Source organism: Thioalkalivibrio sp. ALE16 (assembly GCF_000381305.1).
In the GTDB taxonomy this organism is placed as follows: Bacteria; Pseudomonadota; Gammaproteobacteria; order Ectothiorhodospirales; family Ectothiorhodospiraceae; genus Thioalkalivibrio.
This window is the reverse complement of sequence record NZ_KB906367.1, coordinates 1-23,918: the sequence shown is the minus strand read 5'-3', so window position 1 is coordinate 23,918 and position 23,918 is coordinate 1. Positions and strand designations below refer to the sequence as shown.

The 23,918-nt window shown below is 66.8% G+C and carries 26 protein-coding genes and 1 pseudogene; 11 read left to right on the top strand and 16 right to left on the bottom strand.

Features of this window, described 5'->3' with window-relative positions; translation table 11 throughout:
* Positions 1–157 precede the first annotated feature (157 nt).
* From soxX to ffh, 8 genes are all read right to left on the bottom strand, one after another.
* Positions 158–847 (bottom strand): sulfur oxidation c-type cytochrome SoxX, encoded by a 690-nt coding sequence (gene soxX / locus F627_RS0111440; protein ID WP_018879954.1) that lies wholly within the window; start codon positions 845–847, stop codon positions 158–160.
* A gap of 28 nt (positions 848–875) precedes the next feature.
* Positions 876–1,685: a sulfur oxidation c-type cytochrome SoxA gene (soxA, locus tag F627_RS0111435; protein ID WP_018876082.1), complete on the bottom strand. Its 810-nt coding sequence runs from the start codon at positions 1,683–1,685 to the stop codon at positions 876–878.
* A 418-nt stretch (positions 1,686–2,103) separates the two neighbouring features.
* On the bottom strand, positions 2,104–2,670 hold the full coding sequence (locus F627_RS0111430; protein WP_019584094.1) for a methylated-DNA--[protein]-cysteine S-methyltransferase: 567 nt from the start codon (positions 2,668–2,670) through the stop codon (positions 2,104–2,106).
* Between the two features lie 23 nt (positions 2,671–2,693).
* A complete protein-coding gene (gene rplS / locus F627_RS0111425; protein WP_018877312.1) occupies positions 2,694–3,050 on the bottom strand; it encodes a 50S ribosomal protein L19 in 357 nt (118 codons plus the stop codon).
* 9 nt (positions 3,051–3,059) lie between these two features.
* Positions 3,060–3,827: a tRNA (guanosine(37)-N1)-methyltransferase TrmD gene (trmD, locus tag F627_RS0111420; RefSeq protein ID WP_018876080.1), complete on the bottom strand. Its 768-nt coding sequence runs from the start codon at positions 3,825–3,827 to the stop codon at positions 3,060–3,062.
* 9 nt (positions 3,828–3,836) lie between these two features.
* The gene (rimM, locus tag F627_RS0111415) at positions 3,837–4,346 is read right to left on the bottom strand and encodes a ribosome maturation factor RimM (protein WP_018881226.1); all 510 of its coding nucleotides are present in this window, start codon (positions 4,344–4,346) and stop codon (positions 3,837–3,839) included.
* Between the two features lie 38 nt (positions 4,347–4,384).
* Complete coding sequence (rpsP, locus tag F627_RS0111410) at positions 4,385–4,645, bottom strand: 30S ribosomal protein S16 (protein WP_018865796.1); 261 nt, start codon at positions 4,643–4,645, stop codon at positions 4,385–4,387.
* Positions 4,646–4,773: 128 nt separating this feature from the next.
* Entirely contained in the window at positions 4,774–6,153 is a 1,380-nt protein-coding gene (ffh, locus tag F627_RS0111405; RefSeq protein ID WP_019584093.1) for a signal recognition particle protein, read from the bottom strand.
* Between the two features lie 163 nt (positions 6,154–6,316).
* On the opposite strand from ffh, the gene F627_RS0111400 reads away from it, so the two are divergent.
* The 4 genes and pseudogenes from F627_RS0111400 (at position 6,317) to F627_RS17230 (ending at position 10,465) form a co-directional block, all read left to right on the top strand.
* On the top strand, positions 6,317–7,117 hold the full coding sequence (locus tag F627_RS0111400) for an inner membrane protein YpjD (RefSeq protein WP_018881227.1): 801 nt from the start codon (positions 6,317–6,319) through the stop codon (positions 7,115–7,117).
* A gap of 97 nt (positions 7,118–7,214) precedes the next feature.
* Positions 7,215–8,501, top strand: coding sequence for an HlyC/CorC family transporter (locus tag F627_RS0111395; protein WP_018876078.1), 1,287 nt, complete (start codon positions 7,215–7,217; stop codon positions 8,499–8,501).
* A complete protein-coding gene (gene radA / locus F627_RS0111390) occupies positions 8,501–9,847 on the top strand; it encodes a DNA repair protein RadA (protein WP_019584092.1) in 1,347 nt (448 codons plus the stop codon). The genes F627_RS0111395 and radA overlap by 1 nt, the downstream gene beginning before the upstream one ends.
* 410 nt (positions 9,848–10,257) lie before the next feature.
* Positions 10,258–10,465 (top strand): annotated as a pseudogene (locus tag F627_RS17230) (hypothetical protein).
* Positions 10,466–10,765: 300 nt separating this feature from the next.
* On the opposite strand, the gene F627_RS0111385 reads toward F627_RS17230, so the two are convergent.
* The 4 genes from F627_RS0111385 to F627_RS0111370 form a co-directional block, all read right to left on the bottom strand.
* On the bottom strand, positions 10,766–11,377 hold the full coding sequence (locus F627_RS0111385) for a DUF3501 family protein (RefSeq protein WP_019584091.1): 612 nt from the start codon (positions 11,375–11,377) through the stop codon (positions 10,766–10,768).
* Between the two features lie 47 nt (positions 11,378–11,424).
* Positions 11,425–11,730, bottom strand: coding sequence for an encapsulin-associated ferritin-like protein (locus F627_RS0111380; protein ID WP_018142071.1), 306 nt, complete (start codon positions 11,728–11,730; stop codon positions 11,425–11,427).
* Between the two features lie 62 nt (positions 11,731–11,792).
* Entirely contained in the window at positions 11,793–13,145 is a 1,353-nt protein-coding gene (locus F627_RS0111375) for a heterodisulfide reductase-related iron-sulfur binding cluster (protein ID WP_019584090.1), read from the bottom strand.
* A 153-nt stretch (positions 13,146–13,298) separates the two neighbouring features.
* The gene (locus F627_RS0111370; RefSeq protein WP_017940769.1) at positions 13,299–13,718 is read right to left on the bottom strand and encodes a rubrerythrin family protein; all 420 of its coding nucleotides are present in this window, start codon (positions 13,716–13,718) and stop codon (positions 13,299–13,301) included.
* A gap of 235 nt (positions 13,719–13,953) precedes the next feature.
* Between F627_RS0111370 and F627_RS0111365 the strand changes: the two genes are divergently transcribed.
* Genes F627_RS0111365 through queD form a run of 4 tightly spaced genes read left to right on the top strand, consistent with a single transcriptional unit; the run spans position 13,954 to position 17,504 of the window.
* A complete protein-coding gene (locus F627_RS0111365) occupies positions 13,954–14,259 on the top strand; it encodes an exodeoxyribonuclease VII small subunit (RefSeq protein ID WP_018876075.1) in 306 nt (101 codons plus the stop codon).
* 10 nt (positions 14,260–14,269) lie between these two features.
* Complete coding sequence (gene ispA, locus F627_RS0111360) at positions 14,270–15,163, top strand: (2E,6E)-farnesyl diphosphate synthase (protein ID WP_019559054.1); 894 nt, start codon at positions 14,270–14,272, stop codon at positions 15,161–15,163.
* Between the two features lie 14 nt (positions 15,164–15,177).
* Positions 15,178–17,079 (top strand): 1-deoxy-D-xylulose-5-phosphate synthase, encoded by a 1,902-nt coding sequence (dxs, locus tag F627_RS0111355; RefSeq protein ID WP_019584089.1) that lies wholly within the window; start codon positions 15,178–15,180, stop codon positions 17,077–17,079.
* Positions 17,080–17,120: 41 nt separating this feature from the next.
* A complete protein-coding gene (gene queD / locus F627_RS0111350) occupies positions 17,121–17,504 on the top strand; it encodes a 6-carboxytetrahydropterin synthase QueD (protein WP_018865805.1) in 384 nt (127 codons plus the stop codon).
* A 322-nt stretch (positions 17,505–17,826) separates the two neighbouring features.
* On the opposite strand, the gene F627_RS0111345 is transcribed toward queD, so the two are convergent.
* Genes F627_RS0111345 through F627_RS0111335 form a run of 3 tightly spaced genes read right to left on the bottom strand, consistent with a single transcriptional unit; the run spans position 17,827 to position 20,366 of the window.
* Positions 17,827–19,245, bottom strand: coding sequence for a PhoH family protein (locus F627_RS0111345; RefSeq protein WP_019584088.1), 1,419 nt, complete (start codon positions 19,243–19,245; stop codon positions 17,827–17,829).
* Positions 19,246–19,277: 32 nt separating this feature from the next.
* On the bottom strand, positions 19,278–19,754 hold the full coding sequence (locus tag F627_RS0111340; protein ID WP_018876071.1) for a peroxiredoxin: 477 nt from the start codon (positions 19,752–19,754) through the stop codon (positions 19,278–19,280).
* 57 nt (positions 19,755–19,811) lie between these two features.
* Complete coding sequence (locus F627_RS0111335) at positions 19,812–20,366, bottom strand: glycine cleavage system protein R (RefSeq protein ID WP_018865808.1); 555 nt, start codon at positions 20,364–20,366, stop codon at positions 19,812–19,814.
* A gap of 228 nt (positions 20,367–20,594) precedes the next feature.
* Between F627_RS0111335 and dapA the strand changes: the two genes are divergently transcribed.
* From dapA to F627_RS0111320, 3 genes are read left to right on the top strand one after another with little or no spacing between them, the layout of a single operon-like run.
* Positions 20,595–21,473 (top strand): 4-hydroxy-tetrahydrodipicolinate synthase, encoded by an 879-nt coding sequence (dapA, locus tag F627_RS0111330; RefSeq protein WP_018877304.1) that lies wholly within the window; start codon positions 20,595–20,597, stop codon positions 21,471–21,473.
* A gap of 8 nt (positions 21,474–21,481) precedes the next feature.
* A complete protein-coding gene (gene bamC, locus F627_RS0111325) occupies positions 21,482–22,648 on the top strand; it encodes an outer membrane protein assembly factor BamC (protein WP_019584087.1) in 1,167 nt (388 codons plus the stop codon).
* 21 nt (positions 22,649–22,669) lie between these two features.
* Positions 22,670–23,440: an MBL fold metallo-hydrolase gene (locus F627_RS0111320; protein WP_019584086.1), complete on the top strand. Its 771-nt coding sequence runs from the start codon at positions 22,670–22,672 to the stop codon at positions 23,438–23,440.
* Positions 23,441–23,691: 251 nt separating this feature from the next.
* Here F627_RS0111320 and F627_RS15745 read toward each other — a convergent pair.
* On the bottom strand, positions 23,692–23,918 hold a 227-nt coding region (locus F627_RS15745; RefSeq protein ID WP_026279207.1), incomplete at its 5' end, for a transposase.

Sequence of the window (23,918 nt, the reverse complement as noted above, 5' to 3'; positions counted from 1 at the left end):
CCGGCTGCCCTGATGGCTGGAGCGTCTCGTTCCCGTCCGGGACCCGCGCGCGGACGGGAGGCCGAGCGCGATGGGACCCTTTTCTGAATCCCCGCAACCCTGCGCGGGGACTCAAAAAAGGGCAGTCCTTGCGGACTGCCCCGATCCAGCAAATGGCTTACTGGTTGTTGACCGGCGACTCCGGATCGAGCAGGTAGGCCATGATATGGCTGATCTGCTCGTCGCTCAGGAGCTGGTGACGGTCGGAGTTGAAGCGCGGCATCTGCGTGCACGGGAAGTACTGGTGAGGATTGGAAATCACCTCGTGCACGTAGCGCAGGACGGCTTCGCTGGTGCCACGGTTGGCACCGTAGTTCTGCAGGCTCGGGCCGATCGTGCCCTGCTCGGACACGCGCGGATCGAACACGTGGCAGTTGTAGCAGTTGCCACCCGCCTCGCGCTGGCTGTGGTCATCCGTACGGTGACCCTGGCGGTAGCCGTAGCCGGAGTCGGCCAGTTCGGCACCCTTGCGCCAGTCGCCCAGCTCGATGCTTTCCGGTGCCTCGTAGGACGCACGCGCCATCGCGACCACACGGCCGGCGGTCTCGCCGTCCGGGTCACCTTCCATGGAGCAGGCCTTCTGCAGTTCATCCTGGGTCATGCGATCACGCCAGGTACCGCCTTCCTGCATCTCCTGATCACGGAAGCTGTCCGTCTCGAAGATGAGGTGTTCGGCGAGTTCCTCGGCGCTCATCGCGGTGATGTCGACATCCGAACCCTTGCTCCCGTCGGCGACAGCGCAACCTGCGGTCAGGGCGACGGATGCGAACGCGGCCATGCCGGCCGCAACAGCATTCTTCTTAAACATACTTGGTGTCTCCTATTGCGTCCGTAGGTTACCGCTTCAGGTCGGGCAGGACGGCCGGTTCGCCGCGCGCCGCATCGTTCCAGAACGAGATCAGAGCGGTGTTGACCGGGGTGTCCGCCTTGATACCGGCGTGACGCATCTGCCACACGCAACCGCGGATACGGTGGTTCTGGCTACGCACGTTGTCGTGGCCAGCGCGGTGGGCGGGCCAGGAGACAGCCTTGGTCCATTCTTGGCCATTGCGCATTTCGGGCAGCACGGAGGCGCGGATCTGCTTGCCGGAATCGCCGTGGCAGGAGGCGCAGTTGAAGTCCATCGCACCACCGCGGCGGAAGAAGAGCACCTCACCGGCGTCGCGCATGGCCTGCTCTTCCGGGTGATCCAGCGGCGGGTTCCACGCCATCCCGGAGGACTGGTGGGCGATATAGGTGGTCAGCTGCATGATGTCGGAGCCGTTGCCGTGACGGCGGGCCACCGCGGGATCATCGCTGGTGAAGCCCTGCAGTTCCTTCATGCAGTGCACCAGGCGCATCTCGAAGTCCATCACCTTGCCGGTGTCTTCGAAGTAGCGCGGCAGCTCGACGTAAGCACCCTCAAGCTCGCCCGGGCCCTTGCCGAAGTCGCAGCCTTCCAGGGAGACGTTGTTCGGGCCACGCTCGGCGTAGAACAGTTCTTCGCCTTCGTCGATCAGCCACAGGGCGGGGTTGTCCGGCATCATCATGATATTCATTTCACTCTGATGCAGGTAGGCGGAATCGGGATTGTTCTGCAGCAGGTTCTGCAGGACATCATTGGGGTCCTGCCACTCGCCGGCCTGAGCTGCAGCCCCAACAGCCATTGCTACGGGCAACGCAAGCAATGCTTTCTTGAACATGGAAACCTCCATCACACGGGTTTTTTTCGATGAAGCCCGGGACTGATCTGGCCCGGACCTGTGTAGCAGAGTGCTGAACCCGAGTCCGTGCTGTCAACACAAAAGACTATATTAGCGTTTCCTAAAAGTCTGTTTTTGAAAGGTTCTTGGGCATCAACACCGAGGGGCAGACGGGGGACCACTCCAATCTATTCCCGGTTTTGGGGAATTTTTTTCAGGCGCCGTTCAGCACGGCCCGGGCGCGCAAGAAACTGAAAAAAGAGATGAAGATTCCCCGCAGGGGGAACAAAGCACGCAGACCAGCCGCCGCGGAGGCGGGAAGAATCATCGGGGGGGGGGGACGGAAGGAAGGGAGAAAAACCGGCACGCGACGGGCGCCGGATCATTCGTGGTTCAGAACCCCCTCGTGCGCCAGCAACAGGCGCTTGACCTGGGCCAGCTCGCCCACCTGATCGCCTGCGTAGCCGCCCACATCATGGGTACGACGAAAGCGGGAGGACACGACCCGATGGCAGGGGATGAACAGCGGCCAGGGGTTGGCGCGACAGGCCTGCCCCACGGCGCGGGGCGCCGAGCCCACGCGGGCCGCAATCTCGGAATAGGTGCGGACCTCGCCGACCGGGATCTCCGACAGGGCCGCCCAGACGCGGCGCGCATGGGCACTGCCCGGCGGGACCGCGGGGGTCGGCTGCCAGGCGGACGCATCCCGGCCATAGGCGTCCGGGGCAAACGGTGGCGGGCGACGATCGGCCCCCGGGATGTCGGCCAGCGGGACCAACTCCCGGGGATCATCCGGGTCCTGCCAGTCGCAGGCGAGGAGCTCACCGTTCGCGGATTCCAGCCACGCAAAAGCCAGCGCGACTCCGGGGAGGAGACAGCGCTGGCTGCGGGTCGTCGATCCAGCCAACATCGAATAGCGAAAAGCCAGGGGTGACGGGGTCACGGCCATTTGCCGCACCCCGCCGGCCGGCGTTACTTCGCCGCCTTGACGTCTTCCTTGATGCGGGCGGCCTTGCCGGTGCGGTCGCGCAGGTAGTACAGCTTGGAGCGACGCACCTTGCCGCGGCGCTTCACCTTGATCTCGGCGATCTGCGGGCTGTGGGTCTGGAACGTGCGCTCCACACCGTTACCGTAGGAGACCTTGCGCAGGGTGAACGCGGAGTTGAGGCCGCGGTTGCGCACGGCAATCACCGCGCCCTCGAAGGCCTGCAGGCGCTCGCGGTCGCCTTCGCGCACCTTCACCTGCACCACCACGGTATCGCCGGGCCCGAAGGCGGGCACATCCGACTTCATCTGCTCGGCTTCCAGTTCCTGAATGACGTTATTCATTACTCGACCTCAATCATCGCTTTCGGTGCGCGAGCCGCCTGTCCGGCCACTCACACGGTATTCGTCCAACAGGGCCGCATCCTCGGCCCCGAGTTCCAGCCGGGCCAGCAGGTCCGGCCGCCGGCTCCAGGTCCTGCCCAGCGCCTCACGGCGGCGCCAGCGGCGGATGGCGCCATGGTCGCCACCCAGCAGTACCGGCGGTACTGCCCGCCCGGCCACGGTCTCCGGCCGGGTGTAGTGCGGGCAATCCAGCAGCCCGGCACTGAAGGAATCCTGTTCGGCGGAGTCCGCATGCCCCAGGACCCCCGGGAGCAGACGGGCGCAGCCATCGACGACCGCCATGGCCGCGAGCTCCCCGCCCGAGAGCACGAAGTCGCCGAGCGACCATTCCTCATCGACCCGCGCCTCGATGAAGCGCTCGTCGATGCCCTCGTAGCGCCCGCAGACCAGGGCCACCCGGGGGCGCGCCGCCAGCTCGCGCAGCATCGCCTGCCGGATCGGCCGCCCCTGCGGGGTCAGCGCGATCACGTACGGGACCGCGTCCGCGTCCGCCACCGCCGCATCCAGCGCGGACGCCAGGGGCGCGTACTGCATCACCATGCCTGGCCCGCCGCCATAGGGACGGTCGTCCACGGCCTGGTGGAAGCCGGCGCCCCAGGCGCGCGGATTCCAGTATTTCAGGTCCAGCCGGCCGCGCTCGACGGCCCGCCCGGTCACGCCGGCTTCGCCAACCGCCGCGACCAGTTCCGGAAACAGCGTGATGACGTCGAAACGCACCGGCGCCGCTTAAAAATCCGGATCCCAGTCGACCCGCACGCAGCGAGCCTCCAGGTCCACATCCAGCACGTACTGCTCGCGCACCCAGGGGATCAGGCGCTCCCGGTCACCCCGGACCACCAGCACGTCGTTGGCACCGGTCTCGATAAAGCCCGAGATGGTGCCCAGTGCCGTGCCGTCGCGATTCTCGACCGCCATGCCCAGCAGGTCGGCCCAGTAGTAGGCGCCCTCTTCGGCCGGGGGCAGCCAGTCGCGTTCGATCGCGAGTTCGGCGCCGATCAACCCGTAGGCGGCATCGCGATCCGCCGCCTCGCGGAACTTCATCACGACGCCCGCGCCATGCGCGCGGCCGCCTTCGATCTCGACCAGGCGCCAGTCGTTCCCGTAGTGCATCCACAACTGCGGGAACTCGGTAATCGCGGCGCGCGGCTCGGTCTCGGAAAACACCCGGACCCAGCCCTTGACGCCATAGACCCCGGAGACACGCCCGACGCGGATGCGCTCACCCGCCTCGTTCATGACCGCAGCCAAGCGTCAGTACAGCGGACCGGACGACCTCAGGCCGCCGCAGACTGCTGCTTGCGGTAGCCCTTGACCAGGTGGTTCACGCGCTCGGACATGCCGGCGCCGTGACCCAGCCAGTAGTCCACGCGCTCGAGATCGATGCGCAGCGGCTCTTCCTGACCGCGGGCCACCGGATTGAAGAACCCGATCTGCTCCTTGTAGCCGCTATCGCGACGAGCGCGGGAATCGGTAACCACGATCGAATAAAACGGGCGCTTCTTGGCGCCGCGGCGTAGCAGGCGAATCGTAACCATGTAGTGTTGAACCCCGTGAGTCCGTTTTCTCGAGAAAACGCGCGATTATAACGAATCCGGCCAGTAACACAAGGGAAGCCCCGAGGCTTCCACCTGTAGCCGGCAGTCGTTCGCACGCGCCCTGATCATCAGCGGAACGGCATCCCGCCGCCGGGGCCACCCATACCCCCCATCTTGCCCCCCAGGGCGCGCATCATCTTCGACGCGCCGCCCTTGGAGAACTTCTTCATCGCCTTGCTCATCTGGGTGTGCTGCTTGAGCAGGCGGTTCACGTCCTGGATCTGGGTGCCGGACCCGGCCGCGATGCGCCGCTTGCGCGAGCCCTTGATCACGTCCGGATGGCGGCGTTCGTGCTCGGTCATGGACGAGATCACCGCCATCATGCGACCGATCTCCTTGTCGCTGGCCTGGTTCTTGACGGCGTCCGGCAGCTTGCCGCCACCGGGGAGCTTCTCGAGCATTGAGCTCATGCCCCCCATCTTCTGCATCTGGCCCAGCTGGTCGCGCAGGTCGTTCAGATCGAAGCCTCGCCCCTTCTTCAGCTTGCGGGTCAGCTTCGCGGCCTGGTCCTGGTCGACCTGACGGCTGGCCTCCTCGACCAGCGACAGGACATCGCCCTTGCCCAGGATGCGCGAGGCGATACGCTCGGGATGGAACGGCTCCAGCGCATCCGGGCGCTCGCCCATGCCGATGAACTTGATCGGCACCCCGGTGATCTGGCGCACCGACAGCGCCGCACCGCCGCGGGCGTCGCCGTCCGCCTTGGTCAGAACCACGCCGGTCAACGGCAGGGCCTCGCCAAAGGCGCGCGCGGTATTCGCGGCGTCCTGGCCGGTCATGGAATCGACCACGAACAGGGTCTCGATCGGGTCGATCACCTGATGCAGCGCCCGGACCTCGGCCATCATGTCCTCGTCGACATGCAGCCGGCCGGCGGTGTCTACCAGCAGGACCTCGACCCCCTCGCGGCGGGCGCGGGCCACCGCGTCATCAGCGATCGCCTCGGGCTTCTGGCTGGTGTCGCTGGGATAGAACGTGACACCCACCTGCCCCGCCAGCGTCTCGAGCTGCTGGATCGCCGCCGGGCGGTAGACGTCGCAGCTCACGACCGCGACCTTTTTCTTCTCGCGCTCGCGCAACAGGCGCGCGAGCTTGCCAATGCTGGTGGTCTTGCCCGCGCCCTGAAGACCGGCCACCAGCACCACCGCGGGCGGCTGATGGGCGAGGTTCAGGGAGGCATTCTCGCCCCCCATGGTCGCGATCAGTTCGTCATGGACGACCTTGATCAGGGCCTGGCCCGGCGTCAGGCTGCCGATGACCTCCTTGCCCAGCGCCTTTTCCTTGACGTCCTTGATGAACTCGCGCACCACGGGCAGGGCCACGTCGGCCTCCAGCAGTGCCATGCGCACCTCGCGCAGGGCGTCCTGGATGTTGTCCTCGGTGAGCCGCGCCTGACCTTTCAGGCGCTTCATGGTCTCTTGCAGGCGGCTGGAAAGGCCGTCGAACATCGCGTGTCCTCTTCTGATCCGTGCGCGGGCGGCGGGCTTGGGCCGACCGCGGGACCGGACAGTATACCGGTCTCGCGGCCTTGCATGCAGGCCCGCCGCGGGGCGACCCGCAACCGCCGCCGGTATGTGCAATCCACCGGCATTGCAGCGATAATCCGGCGTCATGATCATTGCCACCGGACTCCTCGCCGTCGCGCTGTATCTCGCCACCGCGGGCTACCTGGCCATCACCGCCCGACGCCAGCCGCTGACACCCGGCCAGCCGCGAGCGGCCCTGGCCCTGTGGGGGCTGGCCCTGCTGGCCCACCTGGGCGCGCTGCTGCCGATGGTGCTCACCGAGGCCGGGCTCAACCTGTGCCTCGGCAACGCCCTGTCGGCGTCGCTGTGGCTGGTGGCCGCGCTGCTGTGGCTGACGAGCTGGCGCCACCCGCTGGCCATCCTCGGCGTGGTGATCCTGCCGTTGACGGCGCTCGCCGCCGTGACCGCGCTGCTGTGCGACGGCGATACCCGCTACGCCACCTCCGCGGGGATCGATCTGCACATCCTGTTCTCCGCGCTGGGCTGGGCCTTCCTCGCGCTGTCGACCGCCCAGGCCGCGGTGATGGCCGCCCAGCATCGCGCGCTGCACAACCACCATGCCTCGGGTTTCGTGCGCGCCCTGCCGCCCCTTTTCTCGATGGAGGTGTGGCTGTTCCGGATGATCTTCATCGGCTGGCTGTTCCTCGGGCTCAGCCTGCTGTCCGGCCTGGTGTTCGTGGACAACCTGTTTGCCCAGCATCTGGTGCACAAGACCACGCTGTCGATCCTGGCCTGGCTGATCTTCTCCACCCTGCTGCTGGGGCGCTGGCGCCTGGGCTGGCGCGGCACCCGCGCGCTGGCCTGGACCACCGGCGGGTTTGTCGTGCTGGTGCTGGCCTATTTCGGCTCCAAGCTGGTGCTGGAGGTCATCCTCGGGCGGATCTGAATGCCCCCGAGGCGGCTTGACACCCCGGCGCCCCTTGCCTGAAATGACCCCGACGACGCCACCGCGTCCGCCCCAACCCTGACCGCAGGCCGCGCCCTTGCAAGAGATCCCGCTGTCCGTCCTGTTCGGCGCCCTGGTGGTGCTGTTCCTGCTGTCCGCGTTTTTCTCCGGCTCGGAGACGGCGCTGATGGCGCTGAACCGCTACCGGATGCGCCACCGCGCGCAGACCGGCCACCGCGGCGCGCAACTGGCCGCACGGCTGCTGGACAAACCGGACCGGCTGATCGGCCTGATCCTGCTGGGCAACAACTTCGTCAACATCCTGATCGCGCAGATCGCCACCTTCATCGGCTGGCGCCTGTTCGGGGATACCGGGGTCGCCATCGCCACGGGCGTGCTGACCCTGACCCTCCTGATCTTCGCCGAGACCGCCCCGAAGACCCTCGCGGCCCTGCACAGCGAGCGCATCGCCTACCCCGCCGCATGGGTCTACTCCGGCCTGATCAAGGTGATGTGGCCGGTAGTGTGGCTGATCAACCTGATGGCCAACGGGGTGCTGCGCCTGTTCGGCGTGCACATGAACGCCGGCCAGCGCGCCGCGCTGAATACCGATGAACTGCGCAGCGTGGTATCGGAGGCCGGCGCACTGATCCCGGCCAATCACCAGCGCATGCTGCTGAACCTGCTGGACCTCGAGCGCACCACGGTCGAGGACATCATGATCCCGCGCAACGAGATCGTGGTGATCGACCTGAACGAGCCATGGAACGAAGTCGAAGACCAGCTGATCCACGGGAGCTTCACGCGCCTGCCCGTGGTGGAAGGCGAGCTGGACCGTATCGTCGGATTCATCCACCGCCGTGACGTGCTGCCCCTGGTCGAGCGCGACGAATTCGGCCCCGACGACCTGCGCCAGGTGGTGACGCCCCCGTATTTCATCCCCGAGGGCACGGCACTCAACCGCCAGCTGATCAACTTCCAGCAACAGAAGAAACGGATTGGCCTGGTCGTGGACGAGTACGGCGATATCGAGGGGCTGATCACCCTGGAAGACCTGCTGGAGGAGATCGTCGGGGAGTTCACCACCGACTCCCCGGCGATGAGCGACGACGTCCTGCGCCAGGAAGACGGCTCCGCCATGGTCGACGGCGGCATCCACCTGCGCGAACTCAACCGCGCCCTCGGTCTGGACCTGCCGCAGGACGGCCCCAAGACCCTGAGCGGCCTGATCGTCGAACACCTGGAGAGCATCCCCGAGGCACCGGTGAGCGTGAAGATCAACGGCGTGGTGATGGATATCGCCCAGATCAAGAACAACACCATCCGCACCGTGCGCGTGGTCGCACCGGACCTGCCCGCCACGCCCGACAACAAGGAAGCCTGATGGCGAAGGCAAAGACCCAGTACGTCTGCCGGGATTGCGGCGCGGTCAGCCCCAAATGGGCCGGCCAGTGCGGCGACTGCGGCGCCTGGAACACCCTCGAGGAGGCCACCCCGGCCGCCAGCGCCGGCCCGCGCGGCGGCTACGCCGGCGAGGCCGCCGGCATCACCCGGCTGGGCGAGGTCGAGCTGGCCGAGGTCCCGCGCACCGGCACCGGGCTGTCGGAGCTGGACCGCGCGCTGGGTGGCGGGCTGGTCCACGGCTCGGTGGTGCTCCTGGGGGGCGACCCGGGGATCGGCAAGTCCACCCTGCTGCTGCAGACCCTGGCGATGCTGCCGGTCGGCGACACGCTCTACGTGACCGGCGAGGAGTCGGCCCAGCAGATTGGCATGCGGGCCCGGCGCCTTGGTCTGGAGGTCGACGGGCTGCGCCTGCTCACCGAGACCCAGGTGGAGAACGTGATCGCCACCTGCGAGCGCGAACGCCCTCAAGTGCTGGTGATCGACTCCATCCAGACGCTCTACACCGCCGCGCTGCAATCCGCGCCCGGCTCGGTCGGCCAGGTGCGCGAGAGTGCCGCCGCCCTGGTGCGGCTGGCCAAGCAGCGCGGCATCACCGTGATTCTGGTGGGTCATGTGACCAAGGACGGCCAGCTCGCGGGGCCGCGCGTGCTGGAGCACATGGTCGACACCGTGCTGTATTTCGAGGGCGACCCGGACGGGCGCTACCGCATGCTGCGCGCGGTAAAGAACCGTTTCGGCGCCGTCAACGAACTGGGTGTGTTCGCGATGCTGGAGAACGGCCTGAAGGCCGTCTCCAACCCTTCCGCAATCTTCCTCTCCCGCCACCAGGGCCCGGTGCCCGGCAGCGTCGTGATGGTCACTCGCGAGGGCACGCGGCCGCTGCTGGTCGAGGTTCAGGCCCTGGTCGCCGAGAGCCATGCCTCGCAACCGCGGCGCATCACCGTGGGGCTGGAGCAGAACCGCCTGACCATGCTGCTGGCCGTGCTTCACCGGCACGGGGGCGTCGCCCTGTTCGACCAGGATGTCTTCATCAATGTGGTCGGCGGCGTGCGCGTGACCGAGACGGCCGCCGACCTGCCGATGCTCGCGGCCGCCCTATCCAGCTTTCGCGACCGGCCACTGCCGCAGGAGATGCTGGCCTTTGGCGAGGTCGGGCTGGCCGGCGAGATCCGGCCGGTGCCTAATGGGGAGGAGCGCCTGCGCGAGGCGGCCAAGCATGGCTATACACGCGCCATCGCCCCGGCGGCCAACGCGCCGCGCAAGCCCATCAAGGGCATGGAAGTCGTCGCGGTCTCGCGCCTCTCCGAAGTCCTCGACGCCCTTTAGAACCCAGCCCCACCGCCCTTTCTGGCCGCCCCTGTTCAGCATCCAGTGTTTGCTGGCGCCTTCGTCTGGCCGCCTGCCTCGTGGTGGCTGGCCCCGGTTCGGCATCGGGTGTTTACGGTGGTTCCGGTCCACATACTGCCCGGCGCTGACTCGCCAGCGCGCCCCGAGTGACTTCTTTGCTCGTGCAAAGAAGTCACCAAGAAACACGCCCGACTGCCGCGACCCCGGCCCGCTGTGCGGGCCGGGGTTTCCCTCGCTCCGAGGATTTTCGCGGGCGGCGCTGAACTCGCTACGCCTGCGGCTCCGCTCAGACATCCAGCGCCTTTTCTCCCGCGAAAACCCTCTCCACTCGGCGCGACGACAACGGGGGCAGGTCAAAACAACGGCCGTTCCAACGTTCGCGCGAGCGGTTGGAGGCTAGGCTTTCCGACATCTTGGGCACGCTCGGCCTGCGGCCATTGCGTGCCGCGCCCGCTAGCGGGCGCCGGGGGAGCTTTCAGGCGGCAATGGATAAGGTCAGACAGGAATGTTGGACTACCTCCTGTTTTGACCTTCCTCCCCCGTATGGAGCCCCTCGCGGAGGGCGTGATGGGCCGGGAGAAGGCGCTGGATGTCTGAGCGGAGCCGAAGGCGCAGCGAGTTCAGCGCCGCCGGCCCAGCGCGTCCGGAGCGAGGTTCCCGGGCGAAATCCGGGTGCCCTTCTTTGGGTCCTTTCTTGGGCAAGCAAGAAAGGACCTCGCGGCGCGCTGGCGAGTCAGCGCCGGGCAGTATGTGGACCGGAACCACCGTAAACACCAAGCGACGATCCAGGGCCAGCCACCACGAGGCAGGCGGCCAGACGAAGCCACAGTCCGGCATGCGCCGGAAACGAAAAAGGCGCCCGGAGGCGCCTTTCGTGAAGCGGGCATAGGGACCGCGTCAGTTGACGGCATCGAGGTCGGCCGCGAGCGACTCGCGCGTGCCCTCGGCGACGGCGTCCAGCCGGTGGCTGTAGTTCTCGTGCTCCACCCCCACGGCAATGGCCGCACCGGACTTCGCTGCGGAGACCATCTCTGGGGTCAGCTCGAAGCGCAGGAAGTGCACCGAGGAGGTCTTGTCGTCGGTCTCGCGATCCAGGTCCTCGTTCGCGATCGGGTAGACCTTGTCGTGGCCTTCGACCTGCACGTAGGTCTTGCGCTCGATCCCGATCAGCTTGGACAGCTGTACCTTGCGCTCGTCCACGTCCGGATACTCGACCATCATGGTCGCCTTCCAGTTGGAGCCATCCGGGATCAGCGGATTGTAGGCGTCGAGCTCGTCCTGGATGCCCTCGGCATCGAAGATCTTCTCGACCCGCAGCATCTCCTGGATCTGGTACTGCATGGTCTTGCGATCCTCGAAATGCAGGGTCACCGCCGGACCCACCTGCACCACACGATGCCGCTTGTGCTGCATCACCTCGCTGCGGAACTGGGGGCGTACCTCGTGGTACTTCTCCAGCGAATACAGGTCTTCACGACTCAGCTTGTCCACACTTGCCTCCATCTGCATCTCGATACCTCCGTCTCATCGGACTGGCCCGCCAGGACCGGCACCCCTCAGTGATCGTGGTGGTGCCCCGTCTTCGTGTAGTCCTTGTCGGACCAGAGGTTGTCTTTCAGTTCGTGGTCGAATACCGGGTTATGGCGCCGGATCCACTCCAGCACCATCGCCGCGTGTTCGATCTCCTCATCCCGGTTGTGCGCGAGGATCGCCTTGAGCTCCTCGTCCTTGCAGCCGTCGATGCGCTGCTGGTACCAGTCCACCGCTTCGAGTTCCTCCATCAGCGAGACGATCGCACGGTGCATTTCGCGCGACTCGTCGCTCAGTTCCTCGACGGGTTCGTGGTAGCTGTCACTGGCCATGTCTTTTCTCCATTCCCGGGCGCGTTTTCCGCCCGTGTCGCGTCCTGTGGGTCGAGCGGCGGCTACAGGCCGTAGGCCTGGCGCAGCAGGGTCAGCGGGTGCTCGGGCGCCTTGTCCTCGCCCTTGCCCTGCAACCCGTTTTCGATCATGTGGCCGGCCATCGGGCAGTCGCTCGAGTAATGATCCGACTCGGCCTTCTGCACGCGGCTGACCACCGGGCGGCAGATCTTGCTGGCCGTTTCATAGAATTCGCTCTTCACGCCATAGGTACCGTCGTGCCCGGAGCAGCGTTCGATGACGTCGATCTCGGTATCCGGCACCAGCTTCAGCAGGTCACGGGTCTTGAGCCCCATGTTCTGCACCCGCAGGTGGCAGGCGGCGTGGTAGGCAATCTTGCCGAGCTTTTCGGGGAAGTCGGTGTTGAGCTTGCCGTCCTTGTGCCGCTCCATCAGGTACTCGAACGGGTCGAAGATGCGGTCGCGCACCGCGATCACGTCGGCGTCGTCCGGAAACATCAGCGGCAGTTCCTGCTTGAACATCAGCACGCAGGACGGCACCGGGGCGACGATGTCGTAGCCCTGGTCGATCATGCGCTTCATCGCCGGGATGTTGGCGTCCTTGGAGGCCTCCACCGACTTCAGGTCGCCCAGCTCCAGCTTGGGCATGCCGCAGCACTGTTCCTTGTCGACCAGGGTGACTTCGATGCCGTTGTGCTCGAAGACCTTGACCAGGTCCTCGACCAGGTGCGGCTCGTTGTAGTTGCCGTAGCAGGTCGCATAGAGGGCGACCTTGCCCTGGGTGGCGCCGGCTGGCTCGGGGTTGCTGACCCCCTTCGCGGCCTTCGCGAGGCGCGAACGCCCCTTTTTCGAGTGGTATTCGGGGACCGGGGCGTCCGGGTGCACGCCCATGGTCTTGTCGAGCATCTTGCGCACGGCACCGTTCTTGTTCGCGGCGTTGACCGCGCCGGCGACCACCGGAATGCCCGCCAGCTTGCCGACGGTGTCGGTGCTGGACATCAGCTTGTGCGCGGTCTTCGCGCCCTCGTTCTGGAAACGGAAGGCCTTGGCCCGAAGCATCAGGTGCGGGAAGTCCACATTCCATTCGTGCGGGGGCACGTAGGGGCACTTGGTCAGGTAGCACAGATCACACAGATAGCAGTGATCGACGACCTGCCAGTAATCCTTCTTGTCGACCCCGTCGACCTCCAGGGTCTCGGATTCGTCGACCAGGTCGAACAGGGTGGGAAAGGAGTTGCACAGGCTTACGCAGCGACGGCAGCCGTGACAGATATCAAAGACCCGCTCGAGTTCGCTGAACAGCGCTTCCTCGTTGTAGAACTCGGGGTTCTTCCAGTCCAGCGGATGACGGGTCGGGGCTTCGAGACTTCCTTCACGTTGGTGCGTCGGCGCAGACATGCATCCCTCCGGTGTCCGTATCAGTACGATGCTTCGGGGGAAACACGGAACAACATGCGGGCCCGGCCTTCAGGCACCGTCCACAGGCTGTTCCGTGTCTCCCGGAAAACGGGGCCGGTAACCGGCCCCGCATACTTCCCAGGCAGGGGACGATCAGTCGTCCAGCTGGTCCAGCGCCTTCTGGAAGCGGTTGGCGTGGGAACGCTCCGCCTTGGCCAGGGTTTCGAACCAGTCGGCGACTTCGTCGAAGCCTTCGTCGCGCGCGGTCTTGGCCATGCCCGGGTACATGTCGGTGTACTCGTGGGTCTCGCCAGCCACGGCGGTCTTCAGGTTCGCGGAGGTGGAACCGAATTCCAGGCCGGTGGCCGGGTCGCCGCAGCTCTCGAGGTATTCGAGGTGGCCGTGGGCGTGGCCGGTTTCGCCTTCCGCGGTGGAACGGAACACGGTGGCCACGTCGTTGTAGCCTTCGACGTCCGCCTTGGAAGCGAAGTACAGGTAACGGCGATTGGCCATCGATTCGCCGGCAAAGGCCTCTTTCAGGGCTTCTTCGGTCTTGCTGCCTTTCAGATCCATGGTGCTCTCCTTCTCTCTATGGGTTCTACACAACCACAGGAATGCCTGTGCAGACGGCGGTTTAGACTGGGTCTAAACTGTACGAAAACTCTAGTCCGCGCCCGGTTCAGTGTCAACCGGAAGCCCTCCGCATCATGGGGGCGTCTGTCCCATAATCAAGGGCGGACCGGCGGTACGTCTTTCCTCGCCGCAGCGGATCGGATACTTTCTCACCTTTTCGACCCGGTGATCCATCATGACCGACCCTTCCAGCGCCGACAGCCCGGCGGAATTCGAAGCCAGCCTGGAAGCCCTGGAGGCCCTGGTTGCCCGGATGGAGTCCGGCGAGCTGGGCCTGGAGCAGTCGCTGGGCGAATTCCAGCGCGGCACGGAACTCGTCAACCGCTGTCAGCGCGCCCTCGACGATGCTCAGCGCCGCATCGAGGCCCTGGCGCAAGAGACACCGGCGGACGCCTCTGCCCAGAATGACCACGGCGGGAACACGAACGTTCCCCGGACAGCGGAGCCGAACGACAGCACGGATCCCGATGTCCCGTTCTAGCGAAACGCCGTTGACCGCCATCGATGCCGAACAGGCCCTGTCCCACTACCAGCAGCGCATCGAGGCCGTTCTCGACCGCCACCTGGCCGTAGACGGCGCCCCGGACCCGCGCCTGATCGAGGCCATGCGCTACGCCACGCTGTCCGGTGGCAAACGCCTGCGCCCGGTACTGGTCTACGCGGCCGGACGGACCACCGCCGCCCCGGACGTAGTCCTGGACGCAATGGCCGCGGCCGTGGAGATGATCCACGTCTACTCCCTGATCCACGACGACCTGCCGGCGATGGACGACGACGACCTGCGCCGTGGCCGCCCCACCTGCCACAAGGCCTTCGACGAGGCCACGGCCATTCTGGCCGGGGACGCCCTGCAGGCGCTGGCCTTCGACGTGCTGACCGGCGGCGTGGCGGACCTGCCCGGGGCGACGGGGCTGCACGCCGTGCGCGAACTGGCGGGGGCGGCCGGCCTGCACGGCATGGCCGGCGGTCAGGCGATCGACCTCGGCGCCTGCGGCCAGCCCATCGACCTGCCGGAGCTGGAGCGCATGCACCGGCTCAAGACGGGTGCCCTGATCCGCGCCTCGGTCCGGCTGGGCGCCCTGGCGGGCACACCGGACCCCGAGGCGCTGGGGCGACTGACGCGCTATGCCGAATGCATCGGCCTGGCGTTCCAGATCCGCGACGACGTACTCGACGTCGAGGGCGACCCCGAGGTCCTGGGCAAGGCCTGCGGCGCGGACGCCCGGCTGCACAAGCCCACCTTCCCCTCGCTGCAGGGCCTGGAGGCCTCGCGCGAACGCGCGGTGGCCCTGGTCGACGAGGCCCTCGCCGAGCTGCAACCCTTCGGCCAGGAGGCGGACTTGCTTCGCTTCCTCGCGCGCTACATCGTCGACCGCATGAACTGAACCGGCCCGCACCGATGACCCCAACCCCCTTGCTGGATGCAATCCAATGGCCCGCCGACCTGCGGGAGCGCCCGGCCTCGGAACTCGCCGGGGTCGCCGGCGAGCTGCGCCAGTTCCTGATCGAGAGCGTCTCGCGCACCGGTGGGCACCTGGCCGCCAACCTGGGGACCGTGGAGCTCGCGATCGCGCTGCACTACGCCTTCGACACCCCCGACGACCGCATCGTCTGGGACGTGGGGCATCAGGCCTACGCCCACAAGATCCTGACCGGGCGCCGGGAAGGGATGGCCGGTCTGCGCCAGTATGGCGGCCTGGCCGGCTTCCCCAAGCGCTCGGAGAGTGAATACGACGCCTTCGGGGCCGGCCACTCCAGCACCTCCATCAGTGCCGCAGCCGGCATGGCCCTGGCCGCGAAGCACGCCGGATTGGACCGCCGCCACGTGGCGGTGATCGGCGACGGCGCGATGACCGCCGGGATGGCCTTCGAGGCGCTCAACCACATCGGCGACCTCGACTGCAATCTGCTGGTCATCCTGAACGACAACGACATGTCGATCTCGCCCAACGTCGGCGCGCTCAATCAGTACTTCACGCGGTTGCTGTCGGGCCCGCTGTACAGCTCGGTACGCGAGGGTTCCAAACGCATGCTGGAATTCGTCCCGCCGATGAAGGCCTTCGCCCAGCGCGCCGAGGAACACATGAAGGGCATGTTCGTGCCCGGCACCCTGTTCGAGGAGCTGGGTTTTCGCTACTTCGGCCCGGTGGACGGACACGACGTCAACGGTCTGGTCTCGATCCTGAAGAACCTGCGCACCACCCAGGGCCCGCAACTGCTGCATGTGGTCACCCGCAAGGGCCAGGGCTACGCACCGGCCGAGGAAGACCCCTGCCGCTACCACGGCGTGTCCAAGTTCGAGCCGGCCAATGGCCTGGCCCCCGCGGCCCCGAAGGCGCCCACCTACACCGACATCTTCAGCCAGTGGCTGTGCGATCAGGCGGCGGCCGACGAGCGCCTGCTGGGTATTACGCCGGCGATGCGCGAGGGCTCCGGCCTGGTCGCCTTCTCCGAGCAGTTTCCGCAACGCTATTTCGATGTCGGCATCGCCGAACAGCACGCGGTGACCCTGGCCGCCGGCATGGCCTGCGAGGGCCAGAAGCCCGTGGTCGCGATCTATTCGACGTTCCTGCAGCGGGCCATGGACCAGGTGATCCATGATGTCGCCCTGCAGAATCTCCCGGTGCTGTTCGCGGTGGACCGTGCCGGGATCGTGGGCGCCGACGGCCCGACCCATGCCGGCACCTTCGACACCGCACTGCTGCGCACGGTCCCCAACATGCTGCTGATGGCTCCCGCGAACGAACGGGAGTGCCGCCAGATGCTGTCCACCGGCTACGCCCACGAGGGTCCGGCGGCGGTGCGCTACCCGCGCGGCGGCGGGCCCGGCGAGCTGCCGGACGGTGGCCCCGAAGACCTGGAGACCCTGCCGGTCGGCCGTGCCGAGGTCGTGCGCGAAGGCCGGAGCCTGGCGATCCTCAACTTCGGCACCCTGCTGGACACCGCCCTGGCCGCCGGCGAGGCGCTGGATGCGACCGTCGTGAACATGCGTTTCATCAAGCCGCTGGATACCGACGTGCTCGCGCGGCTGGCCGCCAGCCATGACGGCTTCGTGACCCTCGAGGACCACGCCCGTGCCGGCGGCGCCGGCAGCGCGGTACTGGAATGGCTGTCCGCCGAGGGACTGACCCTGCCCTGCCAGGTCCTGGGCATCCCGGACGTCTTCACCGAACACGGCTCACGCGAGCAGATCCTGGCCGACTGCGGTCTCGACACCGCCGGCGTGCTGGCCGCGATTCGCCACGCATCCGGGCAGGAGAATTGCGCGGAAGACGGCGGCCGGCTAGGCTTCGCGGGCTGACACAACCCCGGCCGGCGACGGCCGCTCGCCCGGAAAAGATCATGAGTGCCCGCTACACCCTCCGCGTCCTGACCGACTTTGCCTCCGCGCATACCCTGCGCGATTACCCGGGGCAGTGCGCGAACATGCACGGGCACAACTGGAAGGTGGAGGCCGAGGTCCAGGCCGAGACCCTGGACGACGCCGGCATGGCGGTGGACTTCAAGGTGGTCAAGACCGCAGCGCGCGAGATCGCCGGGCAGCTGGATCATCGCTATCTGAACGATGTCCCGCCGTTCGACACGGTCAACCCGACCGCCGAGAACATCGCGCAGTGGTTCTTCCGCCAGATGGCGGAACGCCTGAACCGCCCGGGCCTGCGCATGCACGCCCTGACCCTGTGGGAGACCGACCGCGCCTGCGTACGCTACAGCGAGGACGGCTGAGCCGACCCATCGGCGCCAGCACAGGCACCGTCATTGCGAGGAGCCGAAGGCGACGCGGCAACCTCCGTCCGAAACCAGCAGATCCCGTCACCGCGCCAGCCACCAGAGAGTGCCGCAGCGCCTGTCACGGCCTCGCAACGACACGGACTCTTATCGTCATCGCGGGGAGGGAAGCGACGTGGCGAACTCCGTCCGGAACCATCTGCTGCCATAGCTGGCTCACCACCAGCTTCCGGAGGTTGCCGCGGCCCCTGCGGGGCGTCGCAATGACGGTGCCCGTTTCCCGCTCCGTTGCCGCCCCCGGGCGTGCCTTACCCACCGTCTACAGATGATTCGAGGCGTAGTCCGCCAGCCGCGAGCGCTCGCCGCGGGTCAGTGTGATATGCCCGCTGTGGGTCCAGTTGCGGAAGCGGTCCACCACGTAGGTCAGGCCCGACGAGGTCTCGGTCAGGTACGGGGTGTCGATCTGCGCGATGTTGCCCAGCGCCACCACCTTGGTCCCCGGTCCGGCGCGGGTGATCAGGGTCTTCATCTGCTTCGAGGTCAGGTTCTGCGCCTCGTCCAGGATGATGTAGCGATTGAGGAAGGTGCGTCCGCGCATGAAATTCAGCGAGCGGATCTTGATGCGGCTGGTCAGCACGTCGTTGGTGGCCGCACGGCCCCATTCCCCGGCGCCCTCGGACTTGGACAACACCTCCAGGTTGTCCATCAGCGCCCCCATCCAGGGTGTCATCTTCTCTTCCTCGGTCCCGGGCAGGAATCCGATGTCCTCTCCCACCGGAACCGTGACCCGGGTCATGATGATCTCCTTGTAGGTATTGTCCTCCAGCGTCTGCGCGAGGCCGGCGGCCAGGGTCAGCAGGGTCTTGCCGGTACCGGCGGCGCCCAGCAGGGAGACGAAATCCACCTCGGGATCCATCAGCAGGTTGAGTGCGTAGTTCTGTTCGCGATTGCGGGCATTGATGCCCCAGACGCTGTGACGCGGGGTCATGTAGTCGTCGACCAGCTCGATCACCGCGGACTCGTTCGGCTGGTCGATCTCCAGCACGATCGCGGATAGCGGGTTCTCCCCCTCGCGGTAGACGAACTGGTTGGGCTGCCACTGGCTGACCAGCGGCCCGGTCACGCGATAGTAGGTACGCCCGGATTCCTGCCAGGAGTCCATCCTGGTGCCGTGCGTCTCCCAGAAATCCGCCGGCAGCTCGGTCATGCCCGAGAACAGCAGGCTGACATCGTCCAGCACCTGGTCGTTGTAATAGTCCTCCGCGTGCAGGCCGATCACCGCGGCCTTGATGCGCAGGTTGATGTCCTTGGATACCAGCGTGACCGGGGTATCGGGGTATTCCGACTTCAGCGCCTGGGCGGTGGCGAGGATGTCGTTGTCGGCCGAGGACCCCGGCAGGGAGGCCGGCAGGCTGGCGTTGAGATTGCGGGTCTGGAAGAACAGGCGGCCGCTGGGTGCGAACGTCGATTCGCTGAGGGAGTCGGCCTGCAGGGGCAGCCCGGCGGCGATCTGTTCGTGCTGCGCGCCGGTGGTGAGTTCGTCGATGAAGCGCGAGACCTGGCGCACGTTGCGCGCGACCTCGGAAACCCCCTTCTTGCCGCGATCCAGCTCCTCGAGTACGACCATGGGCAGGAAGATGTCGTGTTCCTTGAACCGGAACAGCGCCGTGGGGTCGTGCATCAGGACGTTGGTGTCCAGGACAAACAGGCGTTTCGGATCCTGGTCGGTCGCGTTCATGGCACCTCCGGAACGGGGGTAGGGTAAGGGGGTCAGCTCCCCGCGAGTTCGCGCACCGCCGCGAGGACCTCGTCCACGTGGCCCGGCACTTTCACCTTGCGCCACTCCTTGCGCAGCACGCCGTCGGCATCGATCAGGAAGGTGGAGCGCTCGATGCCGCGCACCTGCTTGCCATACATGTTTTTCATCTTGATGACATCGAAGGCATTGCACAGCGTCTCGTCGCCATCGCTCAACAAGTCGAACGGCAGTTCCTGCTTGGTGCGGAAGTTCTCGTGGCTCTTCACGCTGTCGCGCGACACACCCAGGATCACGGCGCCGGCCTCCTGGAAGGCATCCAGGCTGGCGGCAAAGTCGCGGCTCTCGTTGGTGCAGCCCGGCGTGTTGTCCTTGGGGTAGAAGTAGAGGACCACGATCCGGCCCTGGAAGTCGGCCGGGCCCAGGGTCTGGTCGCCGGTCGCCGGGACGCGCAGGTCAGCGGGGACGGGTTGGTTGATTGCGATGCTCATCAGGCGTTGCTCCTTGATTCGTGGGTCTCGAAGCGGAAGGCCGCGTGCCCGGCGGCTTCAGGCCTTGATCGGGTCCAGCACGCCATCCACGTTCAGTTCGTCACAGAAATCCATGAATTCGCCGCGGAGACTGGCGAGGTGCTGCCCGGCGGGGATATCCACCACCATGTTGGCCGCGAACATGCGCGCCCCGGTCTGCTGGGCAATGTAGACCCGGGTCTGAACGTCGCGCAGATTGACCCCGCGGCTGGTGAAGAAATCGGCGAGGGCATTCAGCAGGCCCGGCGCATCCAGGGCTACCGCATCCACGGCATACGGCATGGCGGCCTCGGCGCGCTCCTCCAGTGGCCCGCGGCGTGCCACCACCACCAGCCCCATCTCGGCTTCGAGCCGTTCCAGACGCGATTCCAGCGTGCCGAGGGTCTTCCAGTTGCCGCTGGCACTGAGCGCCATGCAGCAGTACCCGCCCACGACCGTGATCCGGCTCGATTCGAGATTGCAGCCGGTATCCACGATCACGCGGGTCACGCTGGAGACCAGACCCGGCTGGTCGGGCCCGATCAGGTTAAGGATCAGGTGGGTATGGGCACCCGTGCCGACCACTTCAGCCATGCGGCACCCGCCGGCGGCGTGCGGGAACGGGGGCGCGCCATTCCCGGGAGGGACTCGGCATGAAAGCGACAACAGGCATGATGGCTCGCAACATACCACCTTGCCCGGGCGGCGCCAACGGCGTCGCGCCGCGCGAAACCGGGCATCGGTGGCATGCCGGCCGCGGGAATCTTGAATGCCTTGTCACCCGCCCGTTAGACTGCACCATTCCCGATGTTGGAGGAGTCGATGTTTCAAGGCAGCATGGTCGCACTGGCGACCCCGATGCACGCGGACGGCAGCCTGGACTGGCCGGCGCTGGATCGGCTCCTGGAATTCCACATCGAGGCCGGCACCGATGCCATTGTCGCGGTCGGCACCACCGGCGAATCCGCGACCCTCGATTTCGACGAACACTGCGAGGCGATTGCCCACACGGTGAAGACCGTGGCCGGGCGCCTCCCGGTGATCGCGGGCACCGGCGCGAACTCCACGCGCGAGGCCATCGCGCTGACCCGTTGCGCGAAGGAAGGTGGCGCGGACGCCTGCCTGCTGGTGTCCCCGTATTACAACAAGCCGACTCAGGAAGGCCTCTACCTGCATCACAAGGCCATCGCCGAGGCCGTCGACATCCCGCAGATCCTGTACAACGTCCCCGGCCGGACCGCGGTGGATCTGCTGCCCGAAACCGTGGAACGCCTGGCCGACATCCCGAACATCATCGGGATCAAGGAGGCCACGGCGAGTAACGAGCGGACCGCCGAACTGGTCGCGCGGGTCGGCAACCGCATGGACCTGTACAGCGGCGATGACGGCAACGGACTCGCCTTCCTGCTGGCGGGTGGCCACGGGATCATCTCGGTCACCGCGAATGTCGCCCCCCGTCTGATGGCGGCCATGTGCCGCGCCGTCCGCGAAGGCCGACCGGACGAGGCGCGCGCGATCAACCGCCAGCTGGACGGCCTGCATTCCGCGCTGTTCCTCGAGGCCAACCCGATTCCGGTCAAGTGGGCACTGCATCGCATGGGACTCATGGAGGACGGTATCCGTCTCCCCCTGACTCCGCTGTCCGAACCCTTCCATGCGCCGGTCCTGGACGCCATGCGCCAGGCCGGCATAGAGGTCTGAACCCCGACATGAAACACTCCGCCCCGCTCCGCCGCCGCGCGACGCGCACCGCCCTTGCCCTGGCCACGAGCCTCGCCATCGCCGGGTGTTCCACCTCGGGCGACCGCCAGAGCGGTCCCCAGTACGAAATGAGCCGGCAGATGGACAATCTCGAAGTCCCGCCGGACCTCATCGCCCCCGACAGCGAGCGCGCCTACCGCATCCCGGATGCGCCGGGCGAGCGCGTCAGCGCCCGCGAGATGCAGCAGGACTCCCAGGCCCGTCAGCAGCAGCGCCAGCCGGCCGACACCACCGCACCGGTGCAGACCGACGCCCGCGTCCTCCCCGAGTCCGCCGAGGTCCAGCTGATGCGCGAAGGCAGCGTCCGCTGGCTCAGCGTCGAGGCGCCCCCGGAGGAACTGTGGGATCGCCTTGCCGCCTTCTGGGACAGCCAGAATCTGCGCCTGGAACGCAACGAACCCCAGGTCGGCATCATGGAGACGGAATGGGCCGAGGACCGTGCCGGCATCCCGCTCCGGGGCAGCCAGAACATCTTCGCGCGGGCCCTTGGGAACGTATACGACGCCAACACCCGGGACAAGTACCGGCTTCGCGTCGAACGCGACAACGGGCACTCCGCGATCTACATATCCCACCGGGGCGCGTCCGAGGAGCCCGAGGGCGAAACCTGGCGCTGGGCCATGCGGCCCTCTGACCCGGAACTGGAAGCCGAGATGCTCAATCGCCTCCGCGTCTTCCTTGCCACCGGCGAAATGCCGGAAGGCAGCGCCCGGGTCGCCGAGACCATCGGGGACCGCCCGACCGAACTGCACCAGACGGAACACGAAGGCCAGCCCGTGCTGGTCATCGGCAGCGCCTTCGACCGGATGTGGACGCAAATGGGGACGCTCCTGGATCGCGCCGGGCTGCTGGTGGACGAGCAGGATCGTGACACCGGGACCTTCGAGGTGACCTATCGCCCCGACGTGGTGGGCGAAGGCGAAAGCGGCGGGTTCTTCAGTCGCATCTTCGGTCGCAGCGGAGACCGTCGCGAGAACGAACGCTACCAGGTCCGCCTGACCGACGTGGGCGACGGCGACCTCCGTATCGAGGCCCGTGATATCGACGGGGAACCCCTCCGGCGTCGCGATGCGGAATTCGTGCTGGAGCGCATCGAACAGCAGATTCTCCGTTAATCCCTCCGGGGTGCCGACGCGATGATCCGCTTCTGTTCCCTCGGCAGCGGCAGCGCCGGAAATGCCCTGGTCGTGGAGATCGGCGCGACCCGTCTCCTTGTCGACTGCGGCTTCTCGGTCCAGGAACTCGAACGTCGCCTGGCCCGGGTCGATCTTGCACCCCGCGACCTGACCGCCGTCCTGATCACCCACGAGCATGCGGACCACATCGGCGCCGCCGGCCCGCTGTCCCGGCGGTACGACCTCACCGTATTCACCAGCCCGGGCACCCGCCTGGCGGCTCGCGACGATGGCTTCGCACACGTCCAGGAGATCCAGGCCGACGCCCCGCTGGACATCGACGACGCCTGGGTCTGCCCCTTCACCGTGCCCCACGACTCGCGCGAGCCCACTCAGTTCGCCCTCTCCGATGGAGACCACCGACTGGTCCTGATGACCGATGCCGGGCATATCTCGCCCCATATGGTCGCGATGGCGAGTGGCGCGGATGCCCTCTTGCTGGAGTGCAACCACGACCCAGCCATGCTCGCCGCCGGGCGTTATCCCGCATCCCTGAAGCGGCGCATTGGCGGGGGCTACGGGCACCTACCCAATCATGCCGCCACCGAGCTGCTGCGCAACATCGACCAGTCCCGCCTCCGGCACGTCATCGGGATGCATCTCTCAACCGACAACAACGATGAGGCGCTTGCCCGAGCGGCCCTCGCAGACGGGCTCGGCTGCACCCCCTCCGACGTCGACATCGCAACCCAGGACCAGGGCTTCTGCTGGCGCACCACCGCACCCGCCTGACACGCGACCTGGCCTGACGCACCCGGGCTGGGCTGGCCGAACATCCCTCCCGCGGCATCACGCCCGCATTCGCCTGACCGCAGGGCCACTTCCGCATCGACTGAGGACACAGCGCGCTCTTACCCCGCGCCAGGCCAAATCGGCTACACCGTCCGCATCCGCCGCGCTCAGTCGGCAACCTCTGACCAGACCGGTTGTGTGCGTCAAGTTGTGCAGAAATGAGTCGGCCATGTTCGGTTGGTCCGTATGGCTCAGGCGGCCTCGGCCTGCCGGAGCAAGATCTTCTTGTGTTCTTTGAGCAGATCCATGTTCAGGTAGCGGTTGTCCTCCAGCCAGCCTTCGTGGATTTCGACGGCCAGGGCCCGCACCAGACGTAGACAGCTGTGGGTGTTGGGGAAGATCCGGACCACCCGGGTCCGGCGCCGGATCTCCTCGTTCAGCCGCTCGAGCATGTTGGTGCTCTTCATGTGCTTGTGGT